18 protein-coding genes are annotated in these 23,178 nt (G+C 50.3%); 8 read left to right on the top strand and 10 right to left on the bottom strand.

Annotation, left to right across the window (positions count from 1 at the left end; genetic code table 11):
* The first annotated feature begins 96 nt into the window (after positions 1-96).
* Positions 97-642 carry an amino acid ABC transporter ATP-binding protein gene (locus tag KME12_22330; GenBank protein MBW4490526.1) on the top strand — a complete coding sequence of 182 codons (546 nt, stop codon included), beginning with the start codon at positions 97-99 and terminating at the stop codon, positions 640-642.
* A gap of 210 nt (positions 643-852) precedes the next feature.
* On the opposite strand, the gene KME12_22325 is transcribed toward KME12_22330, so the two are convergent.
* From KME12_22325 to KME12_22305, 5 genes are all read right to left on the bottom strand, one after another.
* Positions 853-2,061, bottom strand: coding sequence for a 4-hydroxy-3-methylbut-2-enyl diphosphate reductase (locus KME12_22325; GenBank protein ID MBW4490525.1), 1,209 nt, complete (start codon positions 2,059-2,061; stop codon positions 853-855).
* A 137-nt stretch (positions 2,062-2,198) separates the two neighbouring features.
* Positions 2,199-3,365 (bottom strand): DNA double-strand break repair nuclease NurA, encoded by a 1,167-nt coding sequence (locus tag KME12_22320; GenBank protein ID MBW4490524.1) that lies wholly within the window; start codon positions 3,363-3,365, stop codon positions 2,199-2,201.
* A gap of 42 nt (positions 3,366-3,407) precedes the next feature.
* Positions 3,408-4,169, bottom strand: a complete 762-nt coding sequence (locus KME12_22315; GenBank protein ID MBW4490523.1) for an HAD family hydrolase — start codon at positions 4,167-4,169, stop codon at positions 3,408-3,410.
* Between the two features lie 84 nt (positions 4,170-4,253).
* Positions 4,254-5,105: a pentapeptide repeat-containing protein gene (locus KME12_22310; protein MBW4490522.1), complete on the bottom strand. Its 852-nt coding sequence runs from the start codon at positions 5,103-5,105 to the stop codon at positions 4,254-4,256.
* Between the two features lie 200 nt (positions 5,106-5,305).
* Entirely contained in the window at positions 5,306-6,505 is a 1,200-nt protein-coding gene (locus KME12_22305) for an NAD(P)/FAD-dependent oxidoreductase (GenBank protein ID MBW4490521.1), read from the bottom strand.
* A gap of 152 nt (positions 6,506-6,657) precedes the next feature.
* Here KME12_22305 and KME12_22300 point away from each other — a divergent pair, with 152 nt between their 5' ends.
* On the top strand, positions 6,658-7,299 hold the full coding sequence (locus tag KME12_22300) for an acetoacetate decarboxylase family protein (GenBank protein ID MBW4490520.1): 642 nt from the start codon (positions 6,658-6,660) through the stop codon (positions 7,297-7,299).
* On the opposite strand, the gene KME12_22295 is transcribed toward KME12_22300, so the two are convergent.
* From KME12_22295 to KME12_22285, 3 genes are all read right to left on the bottom strand, one after another.
* Positions 7,289-8,920, bottom strand: a complete 1,632-nt coding sequence (locus tag KME12_22295) for a helix-hairpin-helix domain-containing protein (GenBank protein ID MBW4490519.1) — start codon at positions 8,918-8,920, stop codon at positions 7,289-7,291. The genes KME12_22300 and KME12_22295 overlap by 11 nt on opposite strands.
* A gap of 88 nt (positions 8,921-9,008) precedes the next feature.
* Positions 9,009-9,218 (bottom strand): hypothetical protein, encoded by a 210-nt coding sequence (locus KME12_22290; protein MBW4490518.1) that lies wholly within the window; start codon positions 9,216-9,218, stop codon positions 9,009-9,011.
* A gap of 170 nt (positions 9,219-9,388) precedes the next feature.
* Complete coding sequence (locus KME12_22285) at positions 9,389-9,625, bottom strand: ChaB family protein (GenBank protein ID MBW4490517.1); 237 nt, start codon at positions 9,623-9,625, stop codon at positions 9,389-9,391.
* A 282-nt stretch (positions 9,626-9,907) separates the two neighbouring features.
* Here KME12_22285 and KME12_22280 point away from each other — a divergent pair, with 282 nt between their 5' ends.
* From KME12_22280 to KME12_22270, 3 genes are all read left to right on the top strand, one after another.
* Entirely contained in the window at positions 9,908-11,077 is a 1,170-nt protein-coding gene (locus KME12_22280) for a cysteine desulfurase (GenBank protein MBW4490516.1), read from the top strand.
* Positions 11,078-11,131: 54 nt separating this feature from the next.
* Positions 11,132-11,845, top strand: a complete 714-nt coding sequence (locus KME12_22275) for a DUF1995 family protein (GenBank protein ID MBW4490515.1) — start codon at positions 11,132-11,134, stop codon at positions 11,843-11,845.
* A gap of 174 nt (positions 11,846-12,019) precedes the next feature.
* Positions 12,020-12,778 carry a serine/threonine protein phosphatase gene (locus KME12_22270; GenBank protein ID MBW4490514.1) on the top strand — a complete coding sequence of 253 codons (759 nt, stop codon included), beginning with the start codon at positions 12,020-12,022 and terminating at the stop codon, positions 12,776-12,778.
* Between the two features lie 92 nt (positions 12,779-12,870).
* Here KME12_22270 and KME12_22265 read toward each other — a convergent pair whose 3' ends face one another.
* Positions 12,871-13,767, bottom strand: a complete 897-nt coding sequence (locus tag KME12_22265) for a M48 family metalloprotease (protein ID MBW4490513.1) — start codon at positions 13,765-13,767, stop codon at positions 12,871-12,873.
* A gap of 361 nt (positions 13,768-14,128) precedes the next feature.
* Here KME12_22265 and KME12_22260 point away from each other — a divergent pair, with 361 nt between their 5' ends.
* Positions 14,129-14,659: a DUF4330 domain-containing protein gene (locus KME12_22260; GenBank protein MBW4490512.1), complete on the top strand. Its 531-nt coding sequence runs from the start codon at positions 14,129-14,131 to the stop codon at positions 14,657-14,659.
* Here KME12_22260 and KME12_22255 read toward each other — a convergent pair whose 3' ends face one another.
* Positions 14,660-15,565, bottom strand: a complete 906-nt coding sequence (locus tag KME12_22255) for an alpha/beta hydrolase (protein MBW4490511.1) — start codon at positions 15,563-15,565, stop codon at positions 14,660-14,662.
* Between the two features lie 607 nt (positions 15,566-16,172).
* On the opposite strand from KME12_22255, the gene KME12_22250 reads away from it, so the two are divergent.
* Both KME12_22250 and KME12_22245 read left to right on the top strand, forming a co-directional pair.
* Positions 16,173-16,808, top strand: coding sequence for a hypothetical protein (locus tag KME12_22250; protein ID MBW4490510.1), 636 nt, complete (start codon positions 16,173-16,175; stop codon positions 16,806-16,808).
* Between the two features lie 898 nt (positions 16,809-17,706).
* On the top strand, positions 17,707-23,136 hold the full coding sequence (locus KME12_22245; GenBank protein MBW4490509.1) for a caspase family protein: 5,430 nt from the start codon (positions 17,707-17,709) through the stop codon (positions 23,134-23,136).
* Positions 23,137-23,178: the final 42 nt, after the last annotated feature.

Raw genomic sequence — 23,178 nt, 5'->3', positions numbered from 1 at the left:
TGCTTTAATCGTGTCATTGAACATCGTTGGAGGGTTTCCTTCACTAGCAAGCTTGAGCAAGGGAGGGAACTCCCGGCTCCATTCTTGCTAGAGTGACTGGTATCTTATTTATTTGCAAGCCCCTTACGCCAACTGCGATCGCAAGTCGGCATGGTCTTTCAACAGTTCAACCTGTTCCCCCACCTCAGCGTCCTCGAAAACCTCATCCTTGCCCCCCAAAAAGCCCTCGGCAAATCCCGCCCCGAAAGCATAGAACTTGCCCAGACCTATCTAGCCAAAGTTGGTTTAGCCGCTAAAGCCAGCGCCTACCCAGACCAACTCTCCGGCGGCCAAAAACAGCGAGTCGCGATCGCCCGTAGCCTCTGCATGAACCCCAGAATCATCCTCTTTGACGAACCCACCAGCGCCCTCGACCCTGAACTCGTCGGCGAAGTCCTCCAAGTCATGCAACAACTCGCCGAAGACGGCATGACCATGATCATCGTCACCCACGAAATGCAATTCGCCCGCGAAGTCGCCCACCGCGTCCTCTTCCTCCACCAAGGCCAAATCGAAGAAACCGGACCCGCCCGCCAAGTGTTAACACAGCCACAGAGCGATCGCCTGCGGAGCTTTTTGAGCAGGACGGAGAGAGAGGGGTGAGGGGAGAGGAGTAGGAAAGGATGAAGGAGGAGGCATGAAGGATGAAAGAGGAATCGGGAGCCAGGATTTAGGAGTCAGAAAACAAAAGCAGGCAAGAATTGCTCACGGAAGATAACAAAGTTACCTCTGGAGGGGGTCTGGGGGACGTAGCCGTCCCTCAGCGGGAGTTTGAGGGCAGGTGCCCTCAAGTCCTGGTTTTATTTGAGATAACTAACCAACCGCAACAGATGCCTTCAGCTCAAAAATCCGCTCAATCACATCCTCCACCACCTTATCCGGCGTAGAAGCTCCCGAAGTTACCCCAATCACCAAAGGCCCATCCGGTAACCAGTTTTCAGCCACCTCAATCTCACGATTTAGTGGCTTATGCTCAATGCGATCGCGTGACAGAATCCGCTCCACACAATCAATGTGATAAGAAGGAATCCCCCGCTCCACCGCAATTTCTTGTAAATGAGTGGTATTCGACGAGTTGTAGCCACCAATGACCACCATCAGATCTACTTGCTCATCCACCAGCTTAAACATGGCATCTTGGCGCTCTTGAGTCGCATCACAGATGGTATTAAAGCTGAGGAAATGCTGATTCAATTCCGCAGGGCCATACTTCTTCAGCATCGTATGCTCAAACATCTTGCCGATCTGCTCCGTTTCGCCCTTCAGCATCGTAGTTTGGTTGGCAATGCCAAGCCGCTCCAAATCCTTGTCTGGATCAAAGCCCTGCGAACAAGCCTTGCGGAACTTCGCCAAGAACTCCTCGCGATCGCCCCCCTGCAAGATGTAATTGCAAACATACTCAGCCTCAGCTAAATTCAGCACGACCAAGTAGATCCCTGCGAAAGAACTCGTGGCGATCGTCTCCTCATGGTTGTATTTGCCATGAATAATCGAGGTGTAGGTACCTTTCTTGTGCTTCTCCACCGTGTTCCACACCTTCGATACCCACGGACAGGTTGTATCTACAATGGTGCAGTTCCGGTCATTCAGCAACTGCATCTCCTGCACGCTGGCACCAAACGCAGGCAAAATCACCACATCCCCTTGCGCTACCCCAGAAAAATCTTTTTGCCCCTGGTTGACTTCAATAAACTCTACCTGCATTTCTCGCAGACGTTGGTTTACCGAAGGGTTATGAATAATTTCATTCGTAATCCAAAGGCGCTCCGTGGGGAAGTGCTGACGAGTTTCATAAGCCATTGCCACTGCTCGTTCCACCCCCCAACAAAAGCCAAAAGCCTCTGCCAGCCGAATCTTTACGTCACCCCGCTGTAGCGTATAGTTGTTGTCTCGGATTTGCTGAATCAAACCGCTCTGATATTCCGACTCCAAAAGGCTGGCAACTTCGGCCTCATGCCCAAACCCCTTGCGATGATAGTTTTCAGAACTGTTGAGTGACCGTTTGAAGGCTTTAGTATCCATTCAGCTGTGTCCCAGAAGTGATGGCGCTACACCGTTTTTAATTCCCCTTGATCATAGAACGCAGTGGCATGGATTCAGGCTGATGGATGTAATTTCTTAGAAATGGAGAGTGAGTGCGCCTACTGCTACAGTTTGGTTTAGCGACGACGGGCTTTGCTTACCATCTTGCGGGACAAGCGCAGATTTAATTCTTCTCGCTCCGCCCAGTCTTGGAAAATCCGGTAGAACGTATGGCGATCTTCGGCTTGGAGTACAGCGGTTTGGTCAGCGGTTTCAATCACGTAGGGGTAGCCGTTGCCAATGATCACTTCGCCCCGCACCCAATCTAAGACGCGATCAACTATACCCGCTTGGTGCATCCAGACAGGCATTTCTAAGCGGGCGGGATAGCCGTCATGGGTGGTTTTGAGATAGGTGAAAGCGATTTTATTGGTCTGCTCTTGATATTGGGCCAAAATCCCCGATCGCTGGCAGAGAAATAGGGGAGTGCGATCGCCCCAACTCATGAACTTACCCAGCAACTGAGCATCATGAATCGAGTTGGCTTCTGGTAAGTGAAAGCCTTGCTGCAACATCACCGTCAAGTCGCGAGCGTAGGAGGTGTCGATGTAGGCTACCAGCGGTACTCGATAGTCTTCGCTAGTTTGTAGTAGTTCTAGGAGGCAATCGACATAGAAGGCGCGTGTGTCTGGATCGAACGCTTCGGCAAACGTCGCAATCAAAGAACCATCAAAAAAGACTAAGCAGTCATTGCAGTTTTTGTGTTCCTGCATGTACTGGATCAATCGCTGCGTCTCCATCTCAAACCGTCGCATATTGACGCGCCGATCGACAGGCTCTCCACTATGGCTCACTTTCAAGTCAGCAGGAGTCATTACATCTACAGCGACATCCTTTTCGTAAGTGCCGCTGGGGAGATGCAAGTTCTCGAACCAACCAATCTGAACCAGAGCGACCGGAATCGAAAAATCTTTAGTGGGGAAAATTTGGGAACCATCCACGGCAAAGGTGGCAATGCCAATCAAGCGATCGCGCACCCAACTCAAGCTCTGCTCTCGGTTCTGCCAAGCCAAATTTGAGGCGACCACCCAGTTAGGAGAACTGCCCACAGGTTCTAGCGGGCTGGCTCCTGAGTGCCGAGCCGTAGCTAACATTTTCTCTAGGGCTGCTGCCGTCTTTTGAGAGGCTTCAGCTAAGGCCGCGCGATACTTCTGGAGGGCATTTAGTGCAGTCTGGTCAAAGGTTTTGAAGTCAGCTTGCTTGGCTTGCAGTAGGGCTAGTACTTGAGCAGATTTGAGAGCCATGATTGTCAGTCAGTAGGATCTAGGAACAGTCCACAAAGAGAATTAGGAGTTGAGCCACCCACTGCTCACTTCACTCAAGTTGCGAATCGATCGGGGTCTGTGATCAGGCATGAGCATAGCGGATGAAGTTGACGGGTAACTACGAATCGGGATTGACTTGTCGGTACGGTTTAACCAAATGCCTTGTATCCCAACCGCTTGTGCTGCTTCATAGTCTTCTTGATAACTGTCCCCAATGTGCCAAGCAGCGATCGCTGCACAGTCATGCTTCTTTAAACCCGCTGCAAAAATCTTGGGGTTAGGCTTGGCAGCCCCCACCTCCGTAGAGATCGTAATCGAGGTAAAAAATTTTGCTAGATCGAGCGCGTCTAATACAGAATACAACCGAGAGTCAAAATTAGACAGTATCCCCAACTCAATCCCCTGCGATCGCCATTGCTCTAAAACCGCTGGCACTTCTGGATACACAAACCAAGGAGCTGCCGTTTCAAAGTAGGCATAAAGCTGCTTAAAAAAGGTAGCAAAATCTGAGAACTGTTGCAGAACTCCCGCTTGGGCAAAAGTTTGCTGCGCGATCGCCTGCCACCACTCAAACTCTAGAACTGGAATTTCACTCGGCTCAGCGTCGGGAAAAGCGGCTGGGCTACTGCGTCGAAAACTCTGACCAAAAGCCAAATTCAACTCAGCTTCAGACACTTCCACACCAAATTGCTGAGCGAGTTGGCTATAAAGAGTCCCCACGCTGCCCTGGATGCCAAACAAAGTCCCCACGGCATCCAAAAAAATTACTCTAGGTTGCTCCATCACAGGCAAATTAGGGTGTTAGTGACCAATACGCTGCTGAAGACCTTAACGCATTGGTTTTATGTTCATCAACTTTTATCTTCATCAACTATGAATGGTGTTATTGGGCATAATCGCGCCCCGCAAATCCGTACCCATCAAGTTGGCAGTACTCAAGTCTGTTTCGCTGAGATTTGTGCCGCGTAGGTTAGCGCCGCTAAGGACTGCACCTGTCAAATTGGTCTTGATCAGCTTAGCCATTGCTAAGTCCGCTTTGCTGAGATTCACTTCAGTTAAGTCAGCATGGCCTAAGTCGGCTCTGCCTAAGTCTGCCCCTCGGAGCTTGGCACCGCGAAGGTTGGCTCCCCACAGATTAGCACTGCTCAAAATGGCTTCACTTAAAATTGCATCCGCTAAGTTAGCCCCTGACAGCACCGCTCCATTCAAGTTAGCCCCGCTCAAATTCGCGCAACTCAAATCACCGCTGATGGTGGCACCACAAAGGTAAGCCCCTCGGAGGTTGGCCCCGCTGAGGTCAATTTCCTGTAAGAGCGCTTCACACAAATTGGCTCCCCAGAGATTAGCGTTATTGAGGTTCGCCCCATTCAAGTTGACTCCATTCAAGTTGGCTTTACTCAAAATCGCCTTACTGAGGTTAGTGCCGCTTAAGTTAGCGCGGTTGAGTAAGGCCCAGCGAAGATTAGCACTACTGAGGTTGGCTCGGCTCAAATTGATCCCTTGAAGGTTGGCCCCGCTCAAGTCCACCTCGTCTAAATTAGCTCCACTCAGATCCGATTGGCTCAGGTTAAGTCCTTGCAGATTGGCCCCACTCAAATCTGATTTGCTGAAGTTAATGCCGTTAAGGCTGGCTTTGCTTAAATTAATCCCCCACAGGTCGGTTTTGCTAAAATCCCGTTCCCCTGCCGCATAACGCCTTAGAAGCTCAGCAGCATTCATATTCGTCTACCTCTCGATACCGTTAGCCATTAAATTCAGCTGGGGCGTCTCAGCAAAAGACCCTGAGTGGGTCAGGGAAACAATTCCTGATTCTGATTTTGGCCAGGGAGCACGCCTGATACTAGTCCTAATGTTCCCAACCTATAGGGCAATTTGCTATCCGTGCGATCTCGCAATAGCAAGTACTTGGGGTGAACTACCTATGAAGATGGGGTTAACCACTCCAAGACAGGGTGGGCAATCCAGTTTAGGCCCACTTTTAATTGGTGCTCTAGGGTGGGTAAACGGTAGAGGTAAGCTAAACGACGGGCTAGATGAGCTAACGTGCCCTCCAGTTTGAGGCCCATTCCGGTGAAGGTGGCATTGTCAGTGCCCAGGGTCATGACTTCGCCTAAATTCTGATAGCGGAAGGGTAGAAGCGGTCGTCCTGTGATCGAGGCCCATAGGTTCCAACTGGTATAGTCAGCTTGCTGGAAGGCGGCTTGAGCGGTTGGAGGAATTTGCTTACCTTCGGCATCTCGACAGTCTGCTAGATCACCAAGGGCAAAAATTTTGGTGTGATCCATCACTTGCAAGGTCGGAGTCGTGACGAGTTGCCCCCGCTGATTTTGCTTCAGAGGTAAAGAGCCTACGATGGGGTTGATGCGAGTGCCCACCGTCCACAACACCAACTCGGCTGGAATGGTATCAACCTGCCCTTTGTACTCTAATGAAATTGTTTCTGGCCCCAATGACTCGACTTTGGTCTCTAAATCTAACCAGATGCCGCGTTCTTCCAGAGCGTTTTGAGCCGCTTCTCGATTGAACTCTGGCGAAGCTCTCAAGATTTGATCGGCTTGTTCTACAAGGCGTAACCGACCGCGATCGCCCAAGCGATCAGCCAGTTTGCAAGCCAATTCCACACCGCTATAGCCTGCCCCGACGATCGCAATTCGAATTTTGTCGGCTTCTGAGGCTTCTAAGAGGCGTAATCTTTCTTCGAGAGCGTAAGCATCGGCCAGGGTACGGAATGGCAGGGCATACTCTGCCGCCCCAGGAACCATATCTAAGGGAGTTTCACCGCCCATCGCTAGCACCAGGTAGTCGTAGCTAAGGGTAGGGCCGTCTTGTAGTTGCACCTGCTGCCCTTGCGTATTGATCTCAGCGATCGCGTTTTGACAGAAGCGAATGTCTGTGTTGGCAAGCAGCTCGGTATAGGGAGGTGCAATTTCCCAGGTTTGCAGCTCTCCGGTGACGAGTTCGTAGAGGAGGGGAGAGAACAAAAAGCGATCGCGCTGGTCTACCAGAACAATTTCAGGCTTTTCCAGCTTAGTCCAAGGTAGCTGACTGAGCTTGAGGGCGGTGTAGAGTCCCCCAAAGCCGCCACCGAGAATGCAAATACGGGTTGGTTGTTGGGTCATAGCTGGGAGCGCAGGCGATTGTAGCAGAGCAACTGTCTACAGGATAGCAAGCCAGAGCCCGCAAGTAAGTCTGGCGCCAGAGAGAGTGATTTGAGTGTAGGAGTTTCTACAGTGTGATCGATTTCCGCTGATTTCCTTAGGAGAACAATACCGTGCCTTATCCACCTGCGCCCTGGACTTTGCGAGGCCACGCTTTACAAACATTGCACCTCGTAGATAGTGCCTCCGTGCGATCGCTACTGCCATTGGGTTTAGAGGTGGTAGAGCCGTGGCCTGGAAAAGCCATTAGCAGTGTCTATCTCAGCGCTTATCAGGCGGGGTCAGCCTTGGAGTACAACGAGCTAATTGTGGCTACGCTGATCCGTCAGAGTGGCAATATTGGCGGCTGGGTGACGCATATCTATGTCGATCATCTTGACTCGGTGGCGGGAGGTCGAGAAATTTGGGGGTTGCCTAAAGAACTGGCAGACTTCACATGGGAGTCAGGAGAAACTCAGCGAGTGAGCGTAAAACAGGGCGATCGCCTGCTTTGCTCGTTACGCTACGAACCACCTTTTTCGCTTTGGCGACAACCCTTCTCGGCCACTAGCTTTAGCCTATTAGATTCAGCTTTGCTCTCTTTTGGAGCCCATTTAGATTCACGTTTGGGCTTTGTTAAGGGTCACTTAGAAGTTCCGCCAAATAGTCTACTGGCTCAGATTAATTTCGGGCAGCCTTGGTTAACCGTGAGCCATGCAGAGATGGAATTGCGAGTGGATGCGCCTCAAAAACGGGTCGCTAACTTTACCAAGTGACGTAAGGCTCTAAACGATTGAGGAGTTTTGGCCCTACACCGGACACGCGATCGAGATCAGCTAGTGAAGTAAATGGTTTTTGCTGACGCGCTTGGATAATTCCCTGGGCTAGAGTGGGGCCGACACCTGGCAAACTTTCTATTTCTTGCAGGCTAGCTGTGTTTAGGTTCACTACTGGATTAGTTGGGGGCTGGAGCTGAACCGACGGACACTGTTTAGCCTGGGCGGCAATTTTGCGTTGAACCGCAGGAGGCACGCCCAGAATGGCATTGGTATAGAGTCGCTCAAATTCCCGCTCGTAGTGAGCGGCTACCGTTGGGCTTTCAATTACGAGCAGAGTCTCGTCATTGCCTGTGTTGGCAGCATTAGTCCAGTTGTGGGAACCCGTAATCACAGTTGCTTGGTCAACAACGCCAAACTTGTTGTGCAATAAATCTCCAGGTGGTAGTCGTGGTGCTCCGACCGTACTGATAGGGTTTTGCCAAGGATGATTGTTGGGTTCAGTGCGACACTTGTCTTTAAGCTCAACGCCCAGCATGTCCAAGGCTTCACTGTAAGAACGATAGGCAAAACCCGGATCGATCACAGCCTGTACCTGTACGCCTCGTTCATGATTTTTTTCCAGAACGTTCGCTAAGCGCTGTTCGGAAAATACAAACAAGGCCAAATTGATCGATCGCTGAGCAGTACTTAGGGTTTTGCCAATCAGGCCGTTGCCGCTTTGACTCCAAGGACGAGAGGGACTGGTGGGTGAGAACTGTACGGTGACCGAAGTACTGCCTAGAACCACTGTTTGGGGAGCCCGAAATGGTTTTTTCAGACCAAACTTGCTATCAGGTTTGCCTCCAGGGCCATCTCCCCACATGGCATTAAACTCTTGAGTGAATAAGCTGGCTAATTCTGCACTGGTAATCCGCAGCATGTTATTGGCGTTACCTTGGCTGGCAGGGCGGGAAAAATCCCCATGAATGTCACTAGTCGTGAAATTGGCCGAAGTGATGACCAATCGCTGTCCATCCACCACCACAAACTTATGGTGCATCAAGTCGCTGCCAGCAGAGCCATTGGCGGTGTCATCAATCCAAGGCACTTGGGCCTGCTTCAGCATCACTAAGGTATCGCCTTGATTGATTTCCTCAGGCGTGAGTTTGCCGTCACGGTCTTGGTCCGCGAGTTTTTGGTATTCCTCATAGCGATCGCGCTCTCGTTCGGGCAGCTTCGCCAGTTCAGCCTCGGTGATGGCGCTCCAAGGTTGACTGTAGGTGTTTTCTAAGATCACCCGCACCTTTACTCCGGCTTTTTGCCGCTCAATCACAGCTTGAGCAATCTTGGGCAACCGCAGCTCTTGCACCGCGACATCTACGGTAGATTGAGCCGAGGCGATCGCGTCAATAATTTGCTGCTCTAAGTTGTCACCAGGCCGAGTTTGTTGGCGGTAAGGCTCGGTGTATTCGGCAGCAGGTTCATGATTGAAGTAAGTCTGAACTAACGGGTCTTGGGGCAGTGGTGCAGGTACAGATTGCTGGGGCTGAGACTGGACTTGTTGGCAAGCGGTCAAGCTCAAAATCAGCAGCAGGCTCAAACAAAAACGCGATTGGAAGGGAACCCGGAAAAGCAAAATAGCGCTCCTGACGGCAATGAAGAATGCATGTCTAGAGGTTGCCCCTAGCCTATGGCATCCTCACCATCCAGCCCAAGCTCAAACTTGCCTAATGAGGTTTTTTCGCGGCTTCCTGTAACGTCATAATGGCGTCTTCCAGTTCACTGGCTACTCGTTCGTGATTGCCTGCATTCAGCCAGCGCACTGCTTCGTAAAGCTGAAAAATTGCTTTGACCGTAGAGTCTTGTCTTCGCTCCATGTCTTCTAGTTTCAGTAGCAAGTTCTGTACACGGATTTCTAAAATCGCATTGTTTTCCATTCTTTCGGCCCCACTTGCAACTTGAGTGGCAATGTCTCGCAATCAATCGGCTTAGTCTCAGACAAGAATTAAAAATAACCCCTAGCACGTTCTGTGAGGGGTTAAAGGTAATCTGGGATTCTGGAATGCATTTAGTTGTGGTTCTCGTCGTCGCTCCAGAGCCACACTTTTTAGTTGCCGCTGACAACCGTTGACTTATATCTGTGCTCGTCTTCGGGCTTGCGCTGCCACTTACCATCGTCGCCTTGAATGTAATCATGCTTGACGGTGGTCCAAGCCACATTCATCGCTCCCTCTTCCGACATGCCATCCGATTGAGCACTCTGCATCGCAGCTTGGAAGATCTTCTGGGCTGATTCGGGAAGTTGTTGGGCTTCTTGAGGTAAGCTTTGTTGTTCTTGCGCCATATTAAATAAGCTCCGTTTTCATCCTGAGACTTGCGATCATCCTATGCAGCGCCGGATAGAAGTTCCTCAGCCTAGAAGTAAATAAAGCTGCTTAGCTAGGTCTATCCCAAGGTGCAGCCACCTTGAAGCGTTTCTGTCATCAGCGATACAAATTTTTCTGCAAACCGTTTTTAATGCCAGACCAAAGGCAGGATATTGTTCGTCAACAGGTGGGCTCTAGATTGAAAGGTATGCTGGAAGAAAGCAACGCTTTTACTTAGAGTTTTAGAACGCTATTACCTCATGCAAATCTACTTGGATTACAGTGCGACAACTCCCCCTCGTACCGAAGCGATCGCTGTGATGCAGCAGGCTTTGACGGCACAGTGGGGCAATCCTTCTAGTTTGCATGAGTGGGGCAGCCGAGCTGCGACCTTGGTAGAACGAGCCCGCATTCAGGTCGCTAGTTTGGTTAATGCTCCTCCTGAGGCGATCGTGTTTACGTCGGGGGGCACTGAATCGGATAACTTGGCGATTTTGGGAGTCGCTCGGCAGTACCCCACGCCTCAACATCTAATTATTTCTAGCGTGGAACATTCGGCGATCGCGGAGCCTGTGCGCTTACTGGAGCAGTGGGGGTGGCAGGTGACTCGTTTACCTGTGGATGCTCAGGGGCGGGTGAACCCTCAAGATTTGCGTAATACCTTGCAAAGTAATACGGTTCTGGTTTCCATCATTTACGGCCAGAGTGAGATCGGTACCTTGCAGCCGATTCAGTTGCTAGGGGAAATTGCTCACAATCATGGGGCGTTGTTTCACACCGATGCAGTGCAGGTCGCAGGTCGCTTGCAGTTAGATGTACAGCAGCTTCCAGTGGATTTGTTGTCGCTGTCTAGCCATAAGTTGTATGGGCCGCAAGGTTCTGGCGCTTTATATGTTCGCCCTGGGGTGGAGTTAGTGCCACTGATGGGGGGCGGGGGACAGGAATTTAAGCTGCGTTCTGGGACTCAAGCTGTGCCCGCGATCGCAGGATTTGGTGTAGCCGCAGAACTGGCGATCGTGGAACTCGCTACCGAAACGCCTCGCTTAATCCGACTGCGCGATCGCTTATTTGATCAACTACTTGCCATTCCAGGCGTGACTCCTACGGGCGATCGTTGGAATCGTTTGCCGCACCATGTCAGCGTGTGTCTGCAAGGCACCGATGGCGAAACCTTGAACGGCAAAACTTTGGTGCGCCAAATGAATTTAGCGGGTATTGCCATTAGTGCTGGTTCTGCTTGTCATAGCGGCAAAACTACTCCCAGCCCGATTTTGTTGGCAATGGGGTATAGCGATCGCTTGGCGAAAGGCGGCATCCGGTTCACCTTGGGCCGAGACACCACCGCAGCAGATATTGATTGGACTGCAACTGTGTTTCAGCAGGTTTTAGAGCGACTCATGCCCGTACAATTAGTGGGGAGCCGTGCATAACTGGCTAGCTACCTTTGCCTCCCAACCCATAGGCCCTAAGAAATTTGATTAGCAATGGCTGAACTTCCTAAAACCCTTGAAGACGCGATCGAGCAAGCCAAAGTCGCAACCCAGGCAGCCCTAGAAGCTGGCGTTTGCCGTATCCAGGTGGAACTCAACTTCCCCGAACTCAAACCCATGCCGATCGCCGAGCAGTTTTTGAGTATTTTTGAAGATTTGGGTGCCAACTTCAAAGTTTTCTTTTCCGATGCTGGAGCCGCTGCTTTGGCTCGACGAGACTGGGGAGAAAAACCCTTTGAAATTCGGGGCATTGGTGAGCTGAAGGGCAAGATGCTACCAGAAGACCGCGCCTTTCTTGTAGTTGCTCCCACTTCTGTAGAAGTCGGTGATGTGCAAAAAATGGCCGACGAAGCGGGAGAGCGTCCCTTCATTCTCTTAAATCCTGTTCTAGAAGATATCGCTACTGTAGGCTTAGGCTATGCTGGGCGGCAGTTACGCACCCGGTTCCTCAGTACGTTTGAGTCTTGCTATTATCTGCGTCCCCTGGAAAACGGTGCTTTGCTGCGCTGCTACCCTGATCCTTGGCAGGTCTGGCTAGAGCAGGAAGATGATTACAAATTGATTGCTGAAGTTACGAGTAAGCCTGCTGGCGACGAAATCGATCGCCTTTTAGGACAATCCACTGGAACTCCTGAATCTCCTGCAACTGCTCCTAAAACCAGCTTTATGACTGAGCTTCAGCGATTTCTCAAGGCTTTAACCCAGTAGCGTGGGCATGAGAAAGGGTACTTTTGAGCACAATCATGGTGCGATTGCCAAGAGGAGTCAGGGCATACTATATGAAGAAGTTCAGTGCTTCCCATAGCTCCTCTTTACTGACAAGTAGAAGCTATCCAGGCTAGCTCTGAAGCCTTGCTGAATTGTTTGCATTGAGAGGACTGGATGAGCGAATCTACCCGCCGCCGCATTTTCATCGGGGATGTGCATGGTCATTATGATGGCTTGATGACTTTGCTGGAGGCGATCGCTCCTGATGGAGATGACCAAGTTTATTTTCTGGGCGACCTCATCGATCGCGGCCCACGCAGCGCCCAAGTGGTTGACTTTGTGCAGAAAAGCGACTACCACTGCCTGCTGGGAAATCATGAGCAACTGATGATTGATGCTTTTCCCAAAGGACGGGCGTTTGGACCAGGCTTACAGGCTTGGCTCTATAGCGGCGGCCAAGCGACGGTGGCTAGCTACAAGAACATGGATTTATTGGCAGAGCACTTGGAGTGGATCAAGACCCTGCCCATGTACATGGATTTGGGAGATATTTGGTTGGTGCATGCGGGTGTACATCCGGAATTGCCTCTCGCAGACCAAACCTCTCATGAGTTTTGCTGGATTCGAGAAGAATTTCACAGCATTACTAAGCCTTATTTCCCTGATAAATTAATTGTGACGGGACACACAATTACCTTCACGTTGCCAGGGGTGTCTCCTGGCGCAGTAGCCCAAGGGAGAGGATGGTTAGATATTGACACGGGAGCCTATCACCAAAAGAGCGGCTGGCTTACTGGAGTCGATATTACCAATCGTCGGGTTTATCAAGTCAATGTCTGGCAGCCAGAAGTGAGAACAATGCCCTTGGATGAAGCCATTACCCAAGTGGAGCCTTCCCAAATTATTGCTCGCCACCAAATGCTCCGCTCTTAGGAATGTAGATCCTAGAAACAAAACCCCCTTCCTTTGAAGGGAAGCAGGGTGGTTTCATACAAGCCTACCTCTGAAGGAAAGGGGTGCCAGATTCAAGAGCGACTGAGCAGAGGCTGGATCTTAGCTCTGTATGTCGCATTATCTAAGCCATTGCCAGAGCTGATAGTGCTGCCAGTGGTGCTGGTGGTAGTGCTTGTGGTGGTATTGGTTGTGTTGATACTGCGCTTGAGTGCCTCAATACGGTTTTTGGTGTTGGGGTGAGTGCTCAAAAAGGTGGGAAGCGATCCGCCTCGGAGGAGTTTCTCCATAAAGGCGACCATCGCAGATGGGGCGTAGCCTGCTCTACTTAAAATCCGCAGACCTCTTTCGTCAGCCTCAAACTCATCTTGGCGGCTGTTGGGACGCTTGAGGGCAAGTTCGACACCGATCGCTGCCAAGGTACTACGATCGAGTCCCGCTGCTGTCGCTACACCACGAGCGATCGCCGTTTGCCGCATTTGTTGTAAGAGGTGACGACCTTCGATATGTCCCGCTTCATGACCCAAGACGCTGGCTAGCTGGGCTTCATTATCTGCGGTTCTCATCAAACCTGTGGTGACATAAACGTAGCCGCCTGCTGTGGCAAAAGCATTTACCCGGTCATCCTCTACCACTTGAAATGTGTAACGGATCTGAGGGCGCTCACTCTTAGCCACTAATCGCTGACCAATTTGATCAACGTATTCGTTGATAGCTCGATTGCGATAGAGCCGAAACTCGCTATTCAACAACTGCTGATTAATTTGGCGACCAATAGCTACCTCTTCGCGATCGGATATCTTGGAGAGCTGAATAATTTGCACGCCTCGGAAGATTAAGTCGGCCCAAGGCAGAGCAGGACTCGGACTCGGAGAACCCACAACTAGCCCTAAGGCGATCGCAAAGGAAATGAAGGGATAAAGCCAGCGGCGAGCAGAACGCCGAAAGGGAAGAGAAAAGCGGTTGAGCATGGTCAGATCAATAGATATGTGAGGAGAATAGAAAAAAGCTGAATTTTAAGGGAACTCGAAATATCAGACCTAGTCTGAGAGCCTTATGAGGATTCTAGACGTAGATCTAAGGCTCAAAGTTGCACTGGATCAAGACAACAAATTTCATTGCTTGAGCTACAGCCGGGATAGCTAGACCGCTGTGCTCCCAACTCAAAATCACGGCTTTTCAGCCAGCCCAACCGTTTCAGGTGCATAAATTCTTGGCCTGCAAGTTATGGTAATCTGACACAGAGTTGCGGCAGCTTCCCGTGGAATTGTTAGAGCCAATTCCTAGTCATTTCTTTCATTCGTTTCTCCGATATCAGCAAGGTAAGCTTGTATGGCTATTTTGGACTCTCAAGGTCGTTTATTCGGCAAAGTTAGCATTCTTGATGTGGGTGCCGCTCTCGTGATCTTGCTGGTGGTCATTGGCATCTTTTTGGTTCCCGGTACCGGAAGCGTGGCTCAGATCAACAACGCAACGAAGCCGATTGAGGTTGACCTCATTGCCAAAGGCTTGAGTGTCAGCAATCCCCAAAGATTTATTCAAGACTTTCAAAGTGCCAAGAAAACCAGCCTTGTGATCCGCAATCAGCCTTATGGTGAAGTGGATCTCAAGTCGGTTCAGGTGTTACCTCGTAATGTTCTCATTACCCAACCAGACGGCTCGGTTAAAGTGATCCCCGATCCTCGTTCAGAGTTGTCTTACAGCACGGATTTGCTGATTACGGTTGGTGGTAGAGCCCAAGTTAACAAGGATGGTCCTGTTTTAGGAAACAGCAAGATCAAGATTGGCAGTGTTGTCCAGCTACAAGGTACTTTGTACGACTTCAATGCCAGCGTGGTTGACATCAGACTGAACAATAACTAGCTATTTAAGCCTGGGGTCTTGGAGAAACTGCCGAATTAACCCAACCGTAACGCCCGGTAGCTCTAGTTGTGGTGTTAAGCCCACCTCATCTAGCTGCTTGAACACTCGAATGGCTTGAGGATTCAAGTCTGCTAAGCGGCGACCAATTTCTGGCCCAGTGAATTGAGACTGGCGACCCCAAATAATTGCGGTGGGAGCGGTCAGTTGGGTGATGTACTGGGATAGATCGAAACACAAGTCGCCCCGGACAAAAGCCAGTGCCGCATATTCAGCATTCGCTTGTGTCGCGGATTCTAGGTAAGCGGCAACAATTTCTGAGTACACTCGCTCTGGACGGGCAAATTGGCGTTGCTCCAGAAAGCTACGAATCCCTCCAGTTGTAGCAACTCCAGCACTGTAAAGGAGTCGATCGAGAATGGGAGTACTAACCAGTTGGGCGAAAAAGCTGCGGGTGTAGTCTTCACCAAAGTCGGAGAGACCCGCAGGGGTCGTCAAAATCAGAGACTTGAACAGTTCTGGGCGAGCGATCGCCACTCGAATCGTGAAGGCTGCGGTGAGTGACGAAGCAATGACAGTCGTCGGTCCAGAACAGGTTTGCTCCAAAAACTCCGTAATAGTCGTGAGGTAGTCGTCAATTTGATAGTTGCGCTCAGGGTGCTCAGAGCGACCCCAGCCAATTAAGTCGGGAGCTAAAATCCGGTAGTCGCTAGCAAAGGCTGGGTAGACTTTGGACCACTCATAGGCAGAAGAACCGCCCCCGAACCCATGTAGAAACACTAAGGTTTCCCGATCGCTAGAGGGTTCTGTCTCGCCAGTAACCCAAGGCTCGGCGGTGGCAGTGTAGTAAACCATTCTGCCCAACCTGGTCAGGATGGAATGTTGGCGAAAGCCAGGTGGTAGAAACATAACTCGGTCAACCTCGTCCTAGAGCTGGTGTAGATATGAAGATTTTGTCAAGTGTTGACAAAGTTTGTTTATATTTGAGCAAATCTCGGCCTAAATAGCCATAACCTATCGACGCAGTAGAACTGTACTGTAGGAAACATCTAACCGCTGAAAAAACAGGGAAATTAAAAGATGTAAAAATCTTGATCCAGTTGAATCTCTCGCCTTTCTGAGAATATTGCGTTACCTTTCTTAATAAGGGTGCTTTCAGGTTTGAATCAGGGTGTGTTACGGAGTTAAAAGACCTAGGTATAGTTGATTGACCCCAATGAGTCATAAGCAGGGGGTCTTGAAATCAATTACCTAAGAGTCATCTCTAAGAAACGGTTGCGATCGAAGCAGCCTTGGCCTCACTAAAACTTAAAGAATGCTACAAACCTCTAGGTTTACCCATTCGAGTGAAGTCAGATAAGAAATTTTTTGGGAAGTTGGGGCAGGGTGTCTACTACCGTCCCGGGATCTTTATTCTCGCTCTCTTATCAGAGTGGCGGCTTGGAGCAGGTCTTGCTTTGACCTTGCACAGCATGCATCGCCCAGCCACGATACATCAGGCACGCCAAGAGGTGTTATGGCAGAATCATTTGGTTTCCAAACTCATAACAGTAGCCCCTGTAAAAAGTATCAATCATCTCTGGCTGACCTAGCAGCAACGGGTTCGGTGCCAGAGCTATCGGTACCAGAAATCTTGGTGCCAGAACTATTAGAGCGATCGCCCGTGACAGCAGCTCTGCCGATTCAGCCTTGGTCTGAGTCGAGTTTGGCAGTGGCTCAGCCATCCCAGGTGCAGCTTGATTTAGAAGATTTAGCTTGCTTTGAAGTAGTCAACCATCAATTTCAGAGACAAGGGGTGGTTTTTGAGAATGCGATCGCGCTACATCCCTCGAATCCTGCCTTTCCACCCCGCTCTGGCAGAAATGTTTTGATGGGAGCCCCCAAGCCTGGTGTGATAGAAGCTAGATTTCTGCATCCTATGTCTGCGGTTGGTGGGTTTGTTACGGGTTCTCGCCGCACTGTCTTGTCAGCCTACGACTATAACAATCAATTGATTGCCGAAGTTGAACTAGCAACAGCCAATCTGGCTAATTCTCACGCGAGTATTCCTGCCAATGCTGAACTGTTCTTAACCGCTAACAATATTCACCGAGTTGTCTTTTATGCCTTTGGTGGTCATCTTACTGTGGATGACATCAGTTTTAGTCGTTGAAGTTTTAGGCGCTGAAAGCGTAAAACGAAGCTTAGCTAACGGCGATCGCTAGGATAGAACTTAGTATTGTTTTAAGTTTTGTAAAGCAGTTTGTAGTCTTTCTAGTTAAGTGAAAACTTTTTTAATTCTTGTCTTTAAGTTATTTGTGATCTGAATAGATTTTAAATGTGATTTAGATCGTTGACTTGAGATAACAGTTCCTTTGACCAATTGTTGTTCTTAGAAGCGTTGCGATCGCTAAAACTGTTGCTTCTCAGCATTTATACGGCAGTATTTTTGGTAGGGGTTTTTCCTAGTCAGAGTTATTACTTAGTCTCCGTAATTTCACTTGATAGCCAAAAAGCGCATATCTTTTTTAGACCTGATCAAGGGTATAGTACACGATTAATTTTGGAGTTTAGCTCTCTACAATCCTTGCCTACAGGTACTTGTGAGTCAGATTTCTTGTTAAATTCAATCAACCTGAAGTAGGGGTTATCACCCCCTTTTACAAGAACTCTACATTCCGATATTTTGACAATATTGAAATTTAATAAGCGTCTCAACCTGGTTTTGATAAATGAGATGGATTGAAAACCTAAAAGATCTAACTTGTATAGCCTTAAGCTCTAAATCCAACTTTAGATAGTTGATATTGTTATTTTCTTTAGCTGTAAACCCTAGTTAGAGAAGAAATAATTAATCTCATAGCTATTGGGAAAAGGGCTGGAAAGTTGGGAAAAAACTTCAAGTAAGTCGTGATTTCTTCTATGGCTTTGGTAATTGAAAGCTTGAGATTGAAGTTGCGAATCTTTTACGGGTTTATATTTTAGGTTCGGTTTGAAACTGTCCATTGAGCGGGGGAGTTAAGCCAGGTTCTTACCTCTCTCTGTCAGGGTGTTGCCAGGAATAATGGATCATGTCGCGGGATGCTTTAGTTGTCGGAATTAATGCCTATCAATACTTGCCTAGCCTTAATGCTCCAGCGCGAGATGCCGAGGCGATCGCTCAACAATTGCAAACTTATGGTGAATTCCGAGTTACACGTCTACCAGAAATCGTGGCAACTGACAATGTTTCTGGAACGGTGCAGACGAAAGTGGGTCTCAAAACTCAAGTGACTCTGCGAGAGTTAGAGGCAGCTCTGATTCGACTTTTTAAGCCCAAAGGTAACAACATTCCTCACACGGCCTTGTTTTACTTTTCGGGGCATGGTTTACAAAAAGATGCAGGGATTCAGGAAGGATACTTAGCCCTAGGTGACTCTAATCCAGAGGTAGGGTTTTACGGTTTATCTCTGTTTTGGCTGCGACGACTTCTGCAAGAAAGCCCTGTACGACAGCGCATCATTTGGCTCGACTGCTGCCATAGTGGTGAACTATTCAACATGTTGGAGGCTGATCCCGGGGCTTATGCGGGTACCGATCGCCTATTTATGGCAGCTTCGAGAGAATACGAAACAGCCTATGAGTCGCTCGATAGTGCCTACAGTGTTTTTACCCAAGCAGTCTTAAATGGGCTTGATCCGAAAAGGAATGAGACTGGGGTCGTCACTAATTATTCGCTGACCCATGCGGTGAGCAATGCGCTAAAAACAGAAGTGCAACAACCGCTATTTGAAAACTCTGGTAGCGAGATTATTCTCACGCGTTGTACCAGACCCCCCACAACGATACTCAGCATTAAATCTCAAACGATCTGCCCCTACCGAGGTTTAGAGTTTTTTGATGAATCTCACGCGGAGTATTTTTTTGGTCGCGAAGATTTAACCGATCAACTGATTGACAAGCTACGGCATGGCAAGTTTGTGGCGGTGGTGGGGGCATCGGGTAGCGGTAAATCGTCGCTGCTACGAGCAGGCTTAATCCATGAGTTACGCAAGGGCAATAAGTTTTCGGGGAGCGATCGCTGGCAGATTAAGCTGATTACCCCTGGCGAGCATCCGCTGAGAAGTTTGGCTCATGCGTTCATTGACCCGCAAGCTACAGGTCTGGAGCGGGCCGAGCAGTTGCGCCGAGCCGAAGGCTTCCTCAAAGATGGTGGCTCTGGTCTAGCCCAATTGGCTCAAGCCAGTGCGATCGCCAGCCAAAAGGATACAGAGACTCATAGCTCTGCTAGATCTCGCTTAGTTTTGATCATTGATCAGTTTGAGGAAGTCTTTACCCTGGGTCAGGGGCCACAGTCCGAGCAGGAGCGTTACCGTTTCTTCAACTGCTTGGTTGGGGCATTGCAAGACGCAGGACACTATCTCAGTATTGTGATTGGCCTGCGGGCTGACTTTTTTGGCAAATGCTCCCTCTACAATCAGCTGGCGCAGAAAATTGAGCAAAATCTAGTGACTGTCACTCCGCTGACCTACGAACAAATCAAGGCGACGATTGTGCGTCCGGCCCAAAAAGTTGGGCTGGTCTGTGAGCCTAATTTGATTTACACCATGTTGTTAGATGTGGTAGGTGCGCCAGGGGAGTTGCCCCTGCTCCAGTACACGCTGCTAGAGCTATGGGAGCGGCGACAAGAAGGTGAAAACGGGGAGCCATCTCGCCTAACTCTCAATGCTTACACCGAATTAGGTGGGGTTCGGGGCACCTTGCAAAAACGAGCCACCGAAATTTTCTGTAGTCTTGCTCCAGAAGAACAGCGAGTGGCCCAGCGGATTTTTCTGGCGCTGACTCAATTGGGCGAAGGCACAGAAGATACCCGTCGTCGCATTCTGAAAGCAGAACTGATCAGCCCTCGGTTTCCTGCAGAGCTAGTAGAACAAGTCCTAGAAAAGTTGATAGTTGCCAAGTTGGTCGTGACGAATCAAGTCCCAGCTAGCACCTCCCAGGTGGATGAGACGGGAGCCCCATTGACCCTTCTGCACCCCAATCCACCTCTCTCAACTGCTTTACGGTTTGCCCAAGCTAACCAAGACGCATCTAAACCCTGGACTCGGAATTCCAACGCTGCACTTGGCTCGCTTAGGTCAGCCTACTCAAGCATCACCGGATCGAATTTGCCAGTAGAACGAAACTTGACTAGCGCTAACTCTGCTTGGCCACCCTCTGGCAGCTTAGCTTCAGCCCTATATTACGAAACGGTCGATGTCGCCCATGAAGCGTTGATTCGTAACTGGTCTTTGTTGCGAATGTGGTTAGATGAAAACCGCGAAATGTTACGGCGACAGCGGCGCATTGAACAAGCAACTCGTGAATGGCAACGAGCTGAACAACCCCTAGAGGCGGAGTATTTGCTCCGAGGTGGCCGACTCATTGATGCAGAAGACTTTTTGCACAGCTACCCAGATGAACTGTCTGCTTTAGCGCAACAGTATGTGGCAGTGAGTCAGGAGGAAAGCCATAAGGCGCAAAAGGAGTCCAGGGTTCTGCAAATTGCCGTGCCTTGTGCGCTATTGGTGGCACTGACAGTTTCGTTTAATCAATACCGTACGGCTGTGAGTAATCAAGCCGAGAAAGACTACCAAATTCAAGTAGCCACATCGCGGCAAAGAGCGGCGATCGCCCAAACCATTTTGCAAGAATCAGATGGAGATCCCACTGCTGCCCTGCTGATTAGTCGCTTAGCTGCGGAAGTCGGCAAACCTACCTATGAAGCAGAAGCCAGCTTGAGAGCCGCTTTGCAAAAATTGCAGCTACAAGTTGAACTCCGAGGCCACCAAGGGGCGGTGCATCAGGTCGCCTTTAGCCCCAGTCAAAACCGAATTGCCACCGCCGGAGCAGATGGCACGATTCGCATTTGGTCGCTGCAATCTCAAACTACCGAACGCATCTTGCAATGGGATGGGAGCATCCCTGCTGCCCGCCCCAGCAAGGCAAATCCAGCAGCCTCAGCAACCTCTGCTCCATCCGCGATTACAGCGTTAGCTTTTAGCCCCGACGGTAAGCAGTTGGCAGCGATCGCTAAAGGGACGCGGCAAGTCAGAATTTGGGCGGTTGACTCTGGAGCCCCTGTGTTGCAATTCACAGGATTTACCGGAGAAGTGGGACGAATTGCCTTTAGTCCTCAAGGGCAATGGTTTGCCGCTGCGAGTGCTGACCAAATGGTGCGAGTTTGGCAACTCGAAACTGGGAAATTGCAAATCCAAATCAGACATCAAGGCCCGATTAACAGTATTCAATTTAGCTCCGATGGGCGATCGCTCCTGACGGCCAGTGCGGATGGTAAAGCGCAAATTTGGCAAGTCGTGACTGGGCGAGTGCAGAAAGCGTTACAGCATCCAGGATCGGTGAACCAAGCTGTTTTTAGCCAGGGTGGACAGTGGATTGCTACTGCCTGCGATGATGGTCAGGCCCGCTTGTGGAATGCCAAAACGGGTCAACTGCAACGAGCTTTCTCTCATACAGGGGATGCGCCTCATACAGTGGATGTGGCCAGTGAATTGGAGCGAGGCCCAGTGGCGACAATGCCTCTCGCAAACGCGGTCTCCGGGTCAACAGACAAATCAATCAATAAATCAACAGCTAAACCAGCAGGTAAAAGCGATCGCCCTTGGTCTCACCGATTTAAGCTGTCGCAGGCAACGCCTCATCCAGTACCGCATCAAACGCAGTCGGCCCCCATCATTCAAGTGATTTTCAGCCCCGATGAGAAATTGCTGGCGACGGCTGATCCCAGCCAGCAAGTGCGACTTTGGAACCTCCGTTCTGGACAGGCAGCAACCAAGTTAGTGCCTGCTCAAGACCAACCCACCATGATTCGCTATGCAGGGCCAGAGCCGATTACCTTTAGCCCGGATGGCGACTATATTCTGACGACGACTCGGAATCAGGTTGGCGATCGCACTACGGCTTATACCGCACATTTGTGGGATGTCTATACCGGACGAGAAGTGAGCGTATTGCGAGGGCATCAAGGCGCGATTGGTGCGGCGCAGTTTAGTCCGGATGGCGCTTATATTGCCACAGCGAGTGAGGATAGTGTCGTGCGCCTGTGGGCTACCCAACCCGGCGGCGAACTGCCGACTCTAGCCATGCCAGAAGCACCGATTCAGTGGGCCACGTTTCTACAACCCTCAATACCCAACGTGAAAAATGGGATACTGAGCGCTCAAGCTGAGCCACGCGGAACCTTGGAACTATTGTGGTCGTTGCCTTCGCGGTTAAACTCTCGCCTGACAAATGCAGCTTTTTCTCCCGATGTTCAGTCTGGTTTCAATCGTAATCCTGCCAGCTCGACCTCAATCGTTCCTAACTTGCTCAGTCGGATGGTGACGGCTAGCGCCGAAGGCAGCTTACAAGCTTGGCATCTGTCTGGCAACCCCATCACGGGACATGCTTTGAAAACAACGAGTGAGGAGCGATTTGGGGTGTCAATCACCAACCAGGCAACTCAATCTCAGATGCAATTGGCCCAGACTTTGTTGAGCCGCTTTGCCTCTGGGGCAACTTTAAGTGCTCTGGCTCTGAGCCCTGATGGTCAAACTTTGGCGGTGGCTAAGAGTGATGGTTGGATTGAAATTTTGCAGATGCCAGGTGACCAGAACCCGCGATTGTTAAGACGGTTTCAAAGTTTAGAGGCGTTAAAGGCCCAGGTGGATGCCAAAGCAATCGCTAATAGACCTGTGGCGATCCGACAAATGAGTTTTAGCCCAGACAGCCAGAAACTGTTGGGGCTGGGGGACGATTTAACAGTGCGGTTATGGGATGTCGTTTCAGGGCAACAGTTGCAGCGTTTGCAGGGGCATCATGCCACCATTGAGCAGGCACACTTTAGTTCCGACAATCAACGAGTAATCACCGCAAGTTGGGACCGCACCGCCCGCATTTGGGATGTGGCATCGGGGAGATTAGTCCGTTTGCTGCCGCACCAAGACGTAGTCAGTAGTGCCTTTTTTAGCCCGGACAATCAACTGGTTGTGACCGCAAGCTGGGATGGTACAGCCAGAGTGTTTGACGCTGCTACGGGAACACTGCGGGTCATTCTCACAGGGCATCGTGGTCCTGTGTTAGACGCTGAGTTTAGTCCAGATGGGCGATCGCTCGTGACGGCCAGTGCGGATGGTACGGCTCGCCTGTGGGAGACCCAAACGGGCACTGAACAAGCTCAACTGCGGCCCTCTGGCACTAGCAGCGAACCCGTCCGGGTGCGTCGAGCCTTCTTTAGCCCTGATGGCCAGTACGTTGCGACCTTAGGCGACGATGGCAAAGTGAGGCTGTGGGCTGCAACTTGGGACATTCTACTCAAGTTGGCTCGCGATCGCACCTTGCGCCAACTAACACCTGAAGAGTGTATTCGCTACTTACGCCTTGGCTCCACCGATTGCCCAGCGCTCTCAATTCCAGAAGCAGATGTTCAAGAAGTTAAAGGAACAGCACCCAAGGGGGCGATCGCCGTTCAAAGCCCTAACTAAATCAGGCTAAATCAGGAACCTCTGCGGGAGAACCCAGTATTC

The sequence above is a fragment of the Trichocoleus desertorum ATA4-8-CV12 genome (genome assembly GCA_019358975.1).
GTDB lineage: Bacteria > Cyanobacteriota > Cyanobacteriia > FACHB-46 > FACHB-46 > Trichocoleus > Trichocoleus desertorum_A.
This window is presented reverse-complemented; position numbering and strand designations above follow the sequence as displayed.

Bases quoted from the DNA above. Each gene is read 5' to 3' on its own strand.
- KME12_22325 (MBW4490525.1), bottom strand. From the start codon at position 2,061: ATGGATACTAAAGCCTTCAAACGGTCACTCAACAGTTCTGAAAACTAT.
- KME12_22320 (MBW4490524.1), bottom strand. From the start codon at position 3,365: ATGGCTCTCAAATCTGCTCAAGTACTAGCCCTACTGCAAGCCAAGCAA.
- KME12_22315 (MBW4490523.1), bottom strand. From the start codon at position 4,169: ATGGAGCAACCTAGAGTAATTTTTTTGGATGCCGTGGGGACTTTGTTT.
- KME12_22310 (MBW4490522.1), bottom strand. From the start codon at position 5,105: ATGAATGCTGCTGAGCTTCTAAGGCGTTATGCGGCAGGGGAACGGGAT.
- KME12_22305 (MBW4490521.1), bottom strand. From the start codon at position 6,505: ATGACCCAACAACCAACCCGTATTTGCATTCTCGGTGGCGGCTTTGGG.
- KME12_22290 (MBW4490518.1), bottom strand. From the start codon at position 9,218: ATGGAAAACAATGCGATTTTAGAAATCCGTGTACAGAACTTGCTACTG.
- KME12_22285 (MBW4490517.1), bottom strand. From the start codon at position 9,625: ATGGCGCAAGAACAACAAAGCTTACCTCAAGAAGCCCAACAACTTCCC.
- KME12_22280 (MBW4490516.1), top strand. From the start codon at position 9,908: ATGCAAATCTACTTGGATTACAGTGCGACAACTCCCCCTCGTACCGAA.
- KME12_22275 (MBW4490515.1), top strand. From the start codon at position 11,132: ATGGCTGAACTTCCTAAAACCCTTGAAGACGCGATCGAGCAAGCCAAA.
- KME12_22270 (MBW4490514.1), top strand. From the start codon at position 12,020: ATGAGCGAATCTACCCGCCGCCGCATTTTCATCGGGGATGTGCATGGT.
- KME12_22265 (MBW4490513.1), bottom strand. From the start codon at position 13,767: ATGCTCAACCGCTTTTCTCTTCCCTTTCGGCGTTCTGCTCGCCGCTGG.
- KME12_22260 (MBW4490512.1), top strand. From the start codon at position 14,129: ATGGCTATTTTGGACTCTCAAGGTCGTTTATTCGGCAAAGTTAGCATT.
- KME12_22255 (MBW4490511.1), bottom strand. From the start codon at position 15,565: ATGTTTCTACCACCTGGCTTTCGCCAACATTCCATCCTGACCAGGTTG.
- KME12_22250 (MBW4490510.1), top strand. From the start codon at position 16,173: ATGGCAGAATCATTTGGTTTCCAAACTCATAACAGTAGCCCCTGTAAA.
- KME12_22245 (MBW4490509.1), top strand. From the start codon at position 17,707: ATGTCGCGGGATGCTTTAGTTGTCGGAATTAATGCCTATCAATACTTG.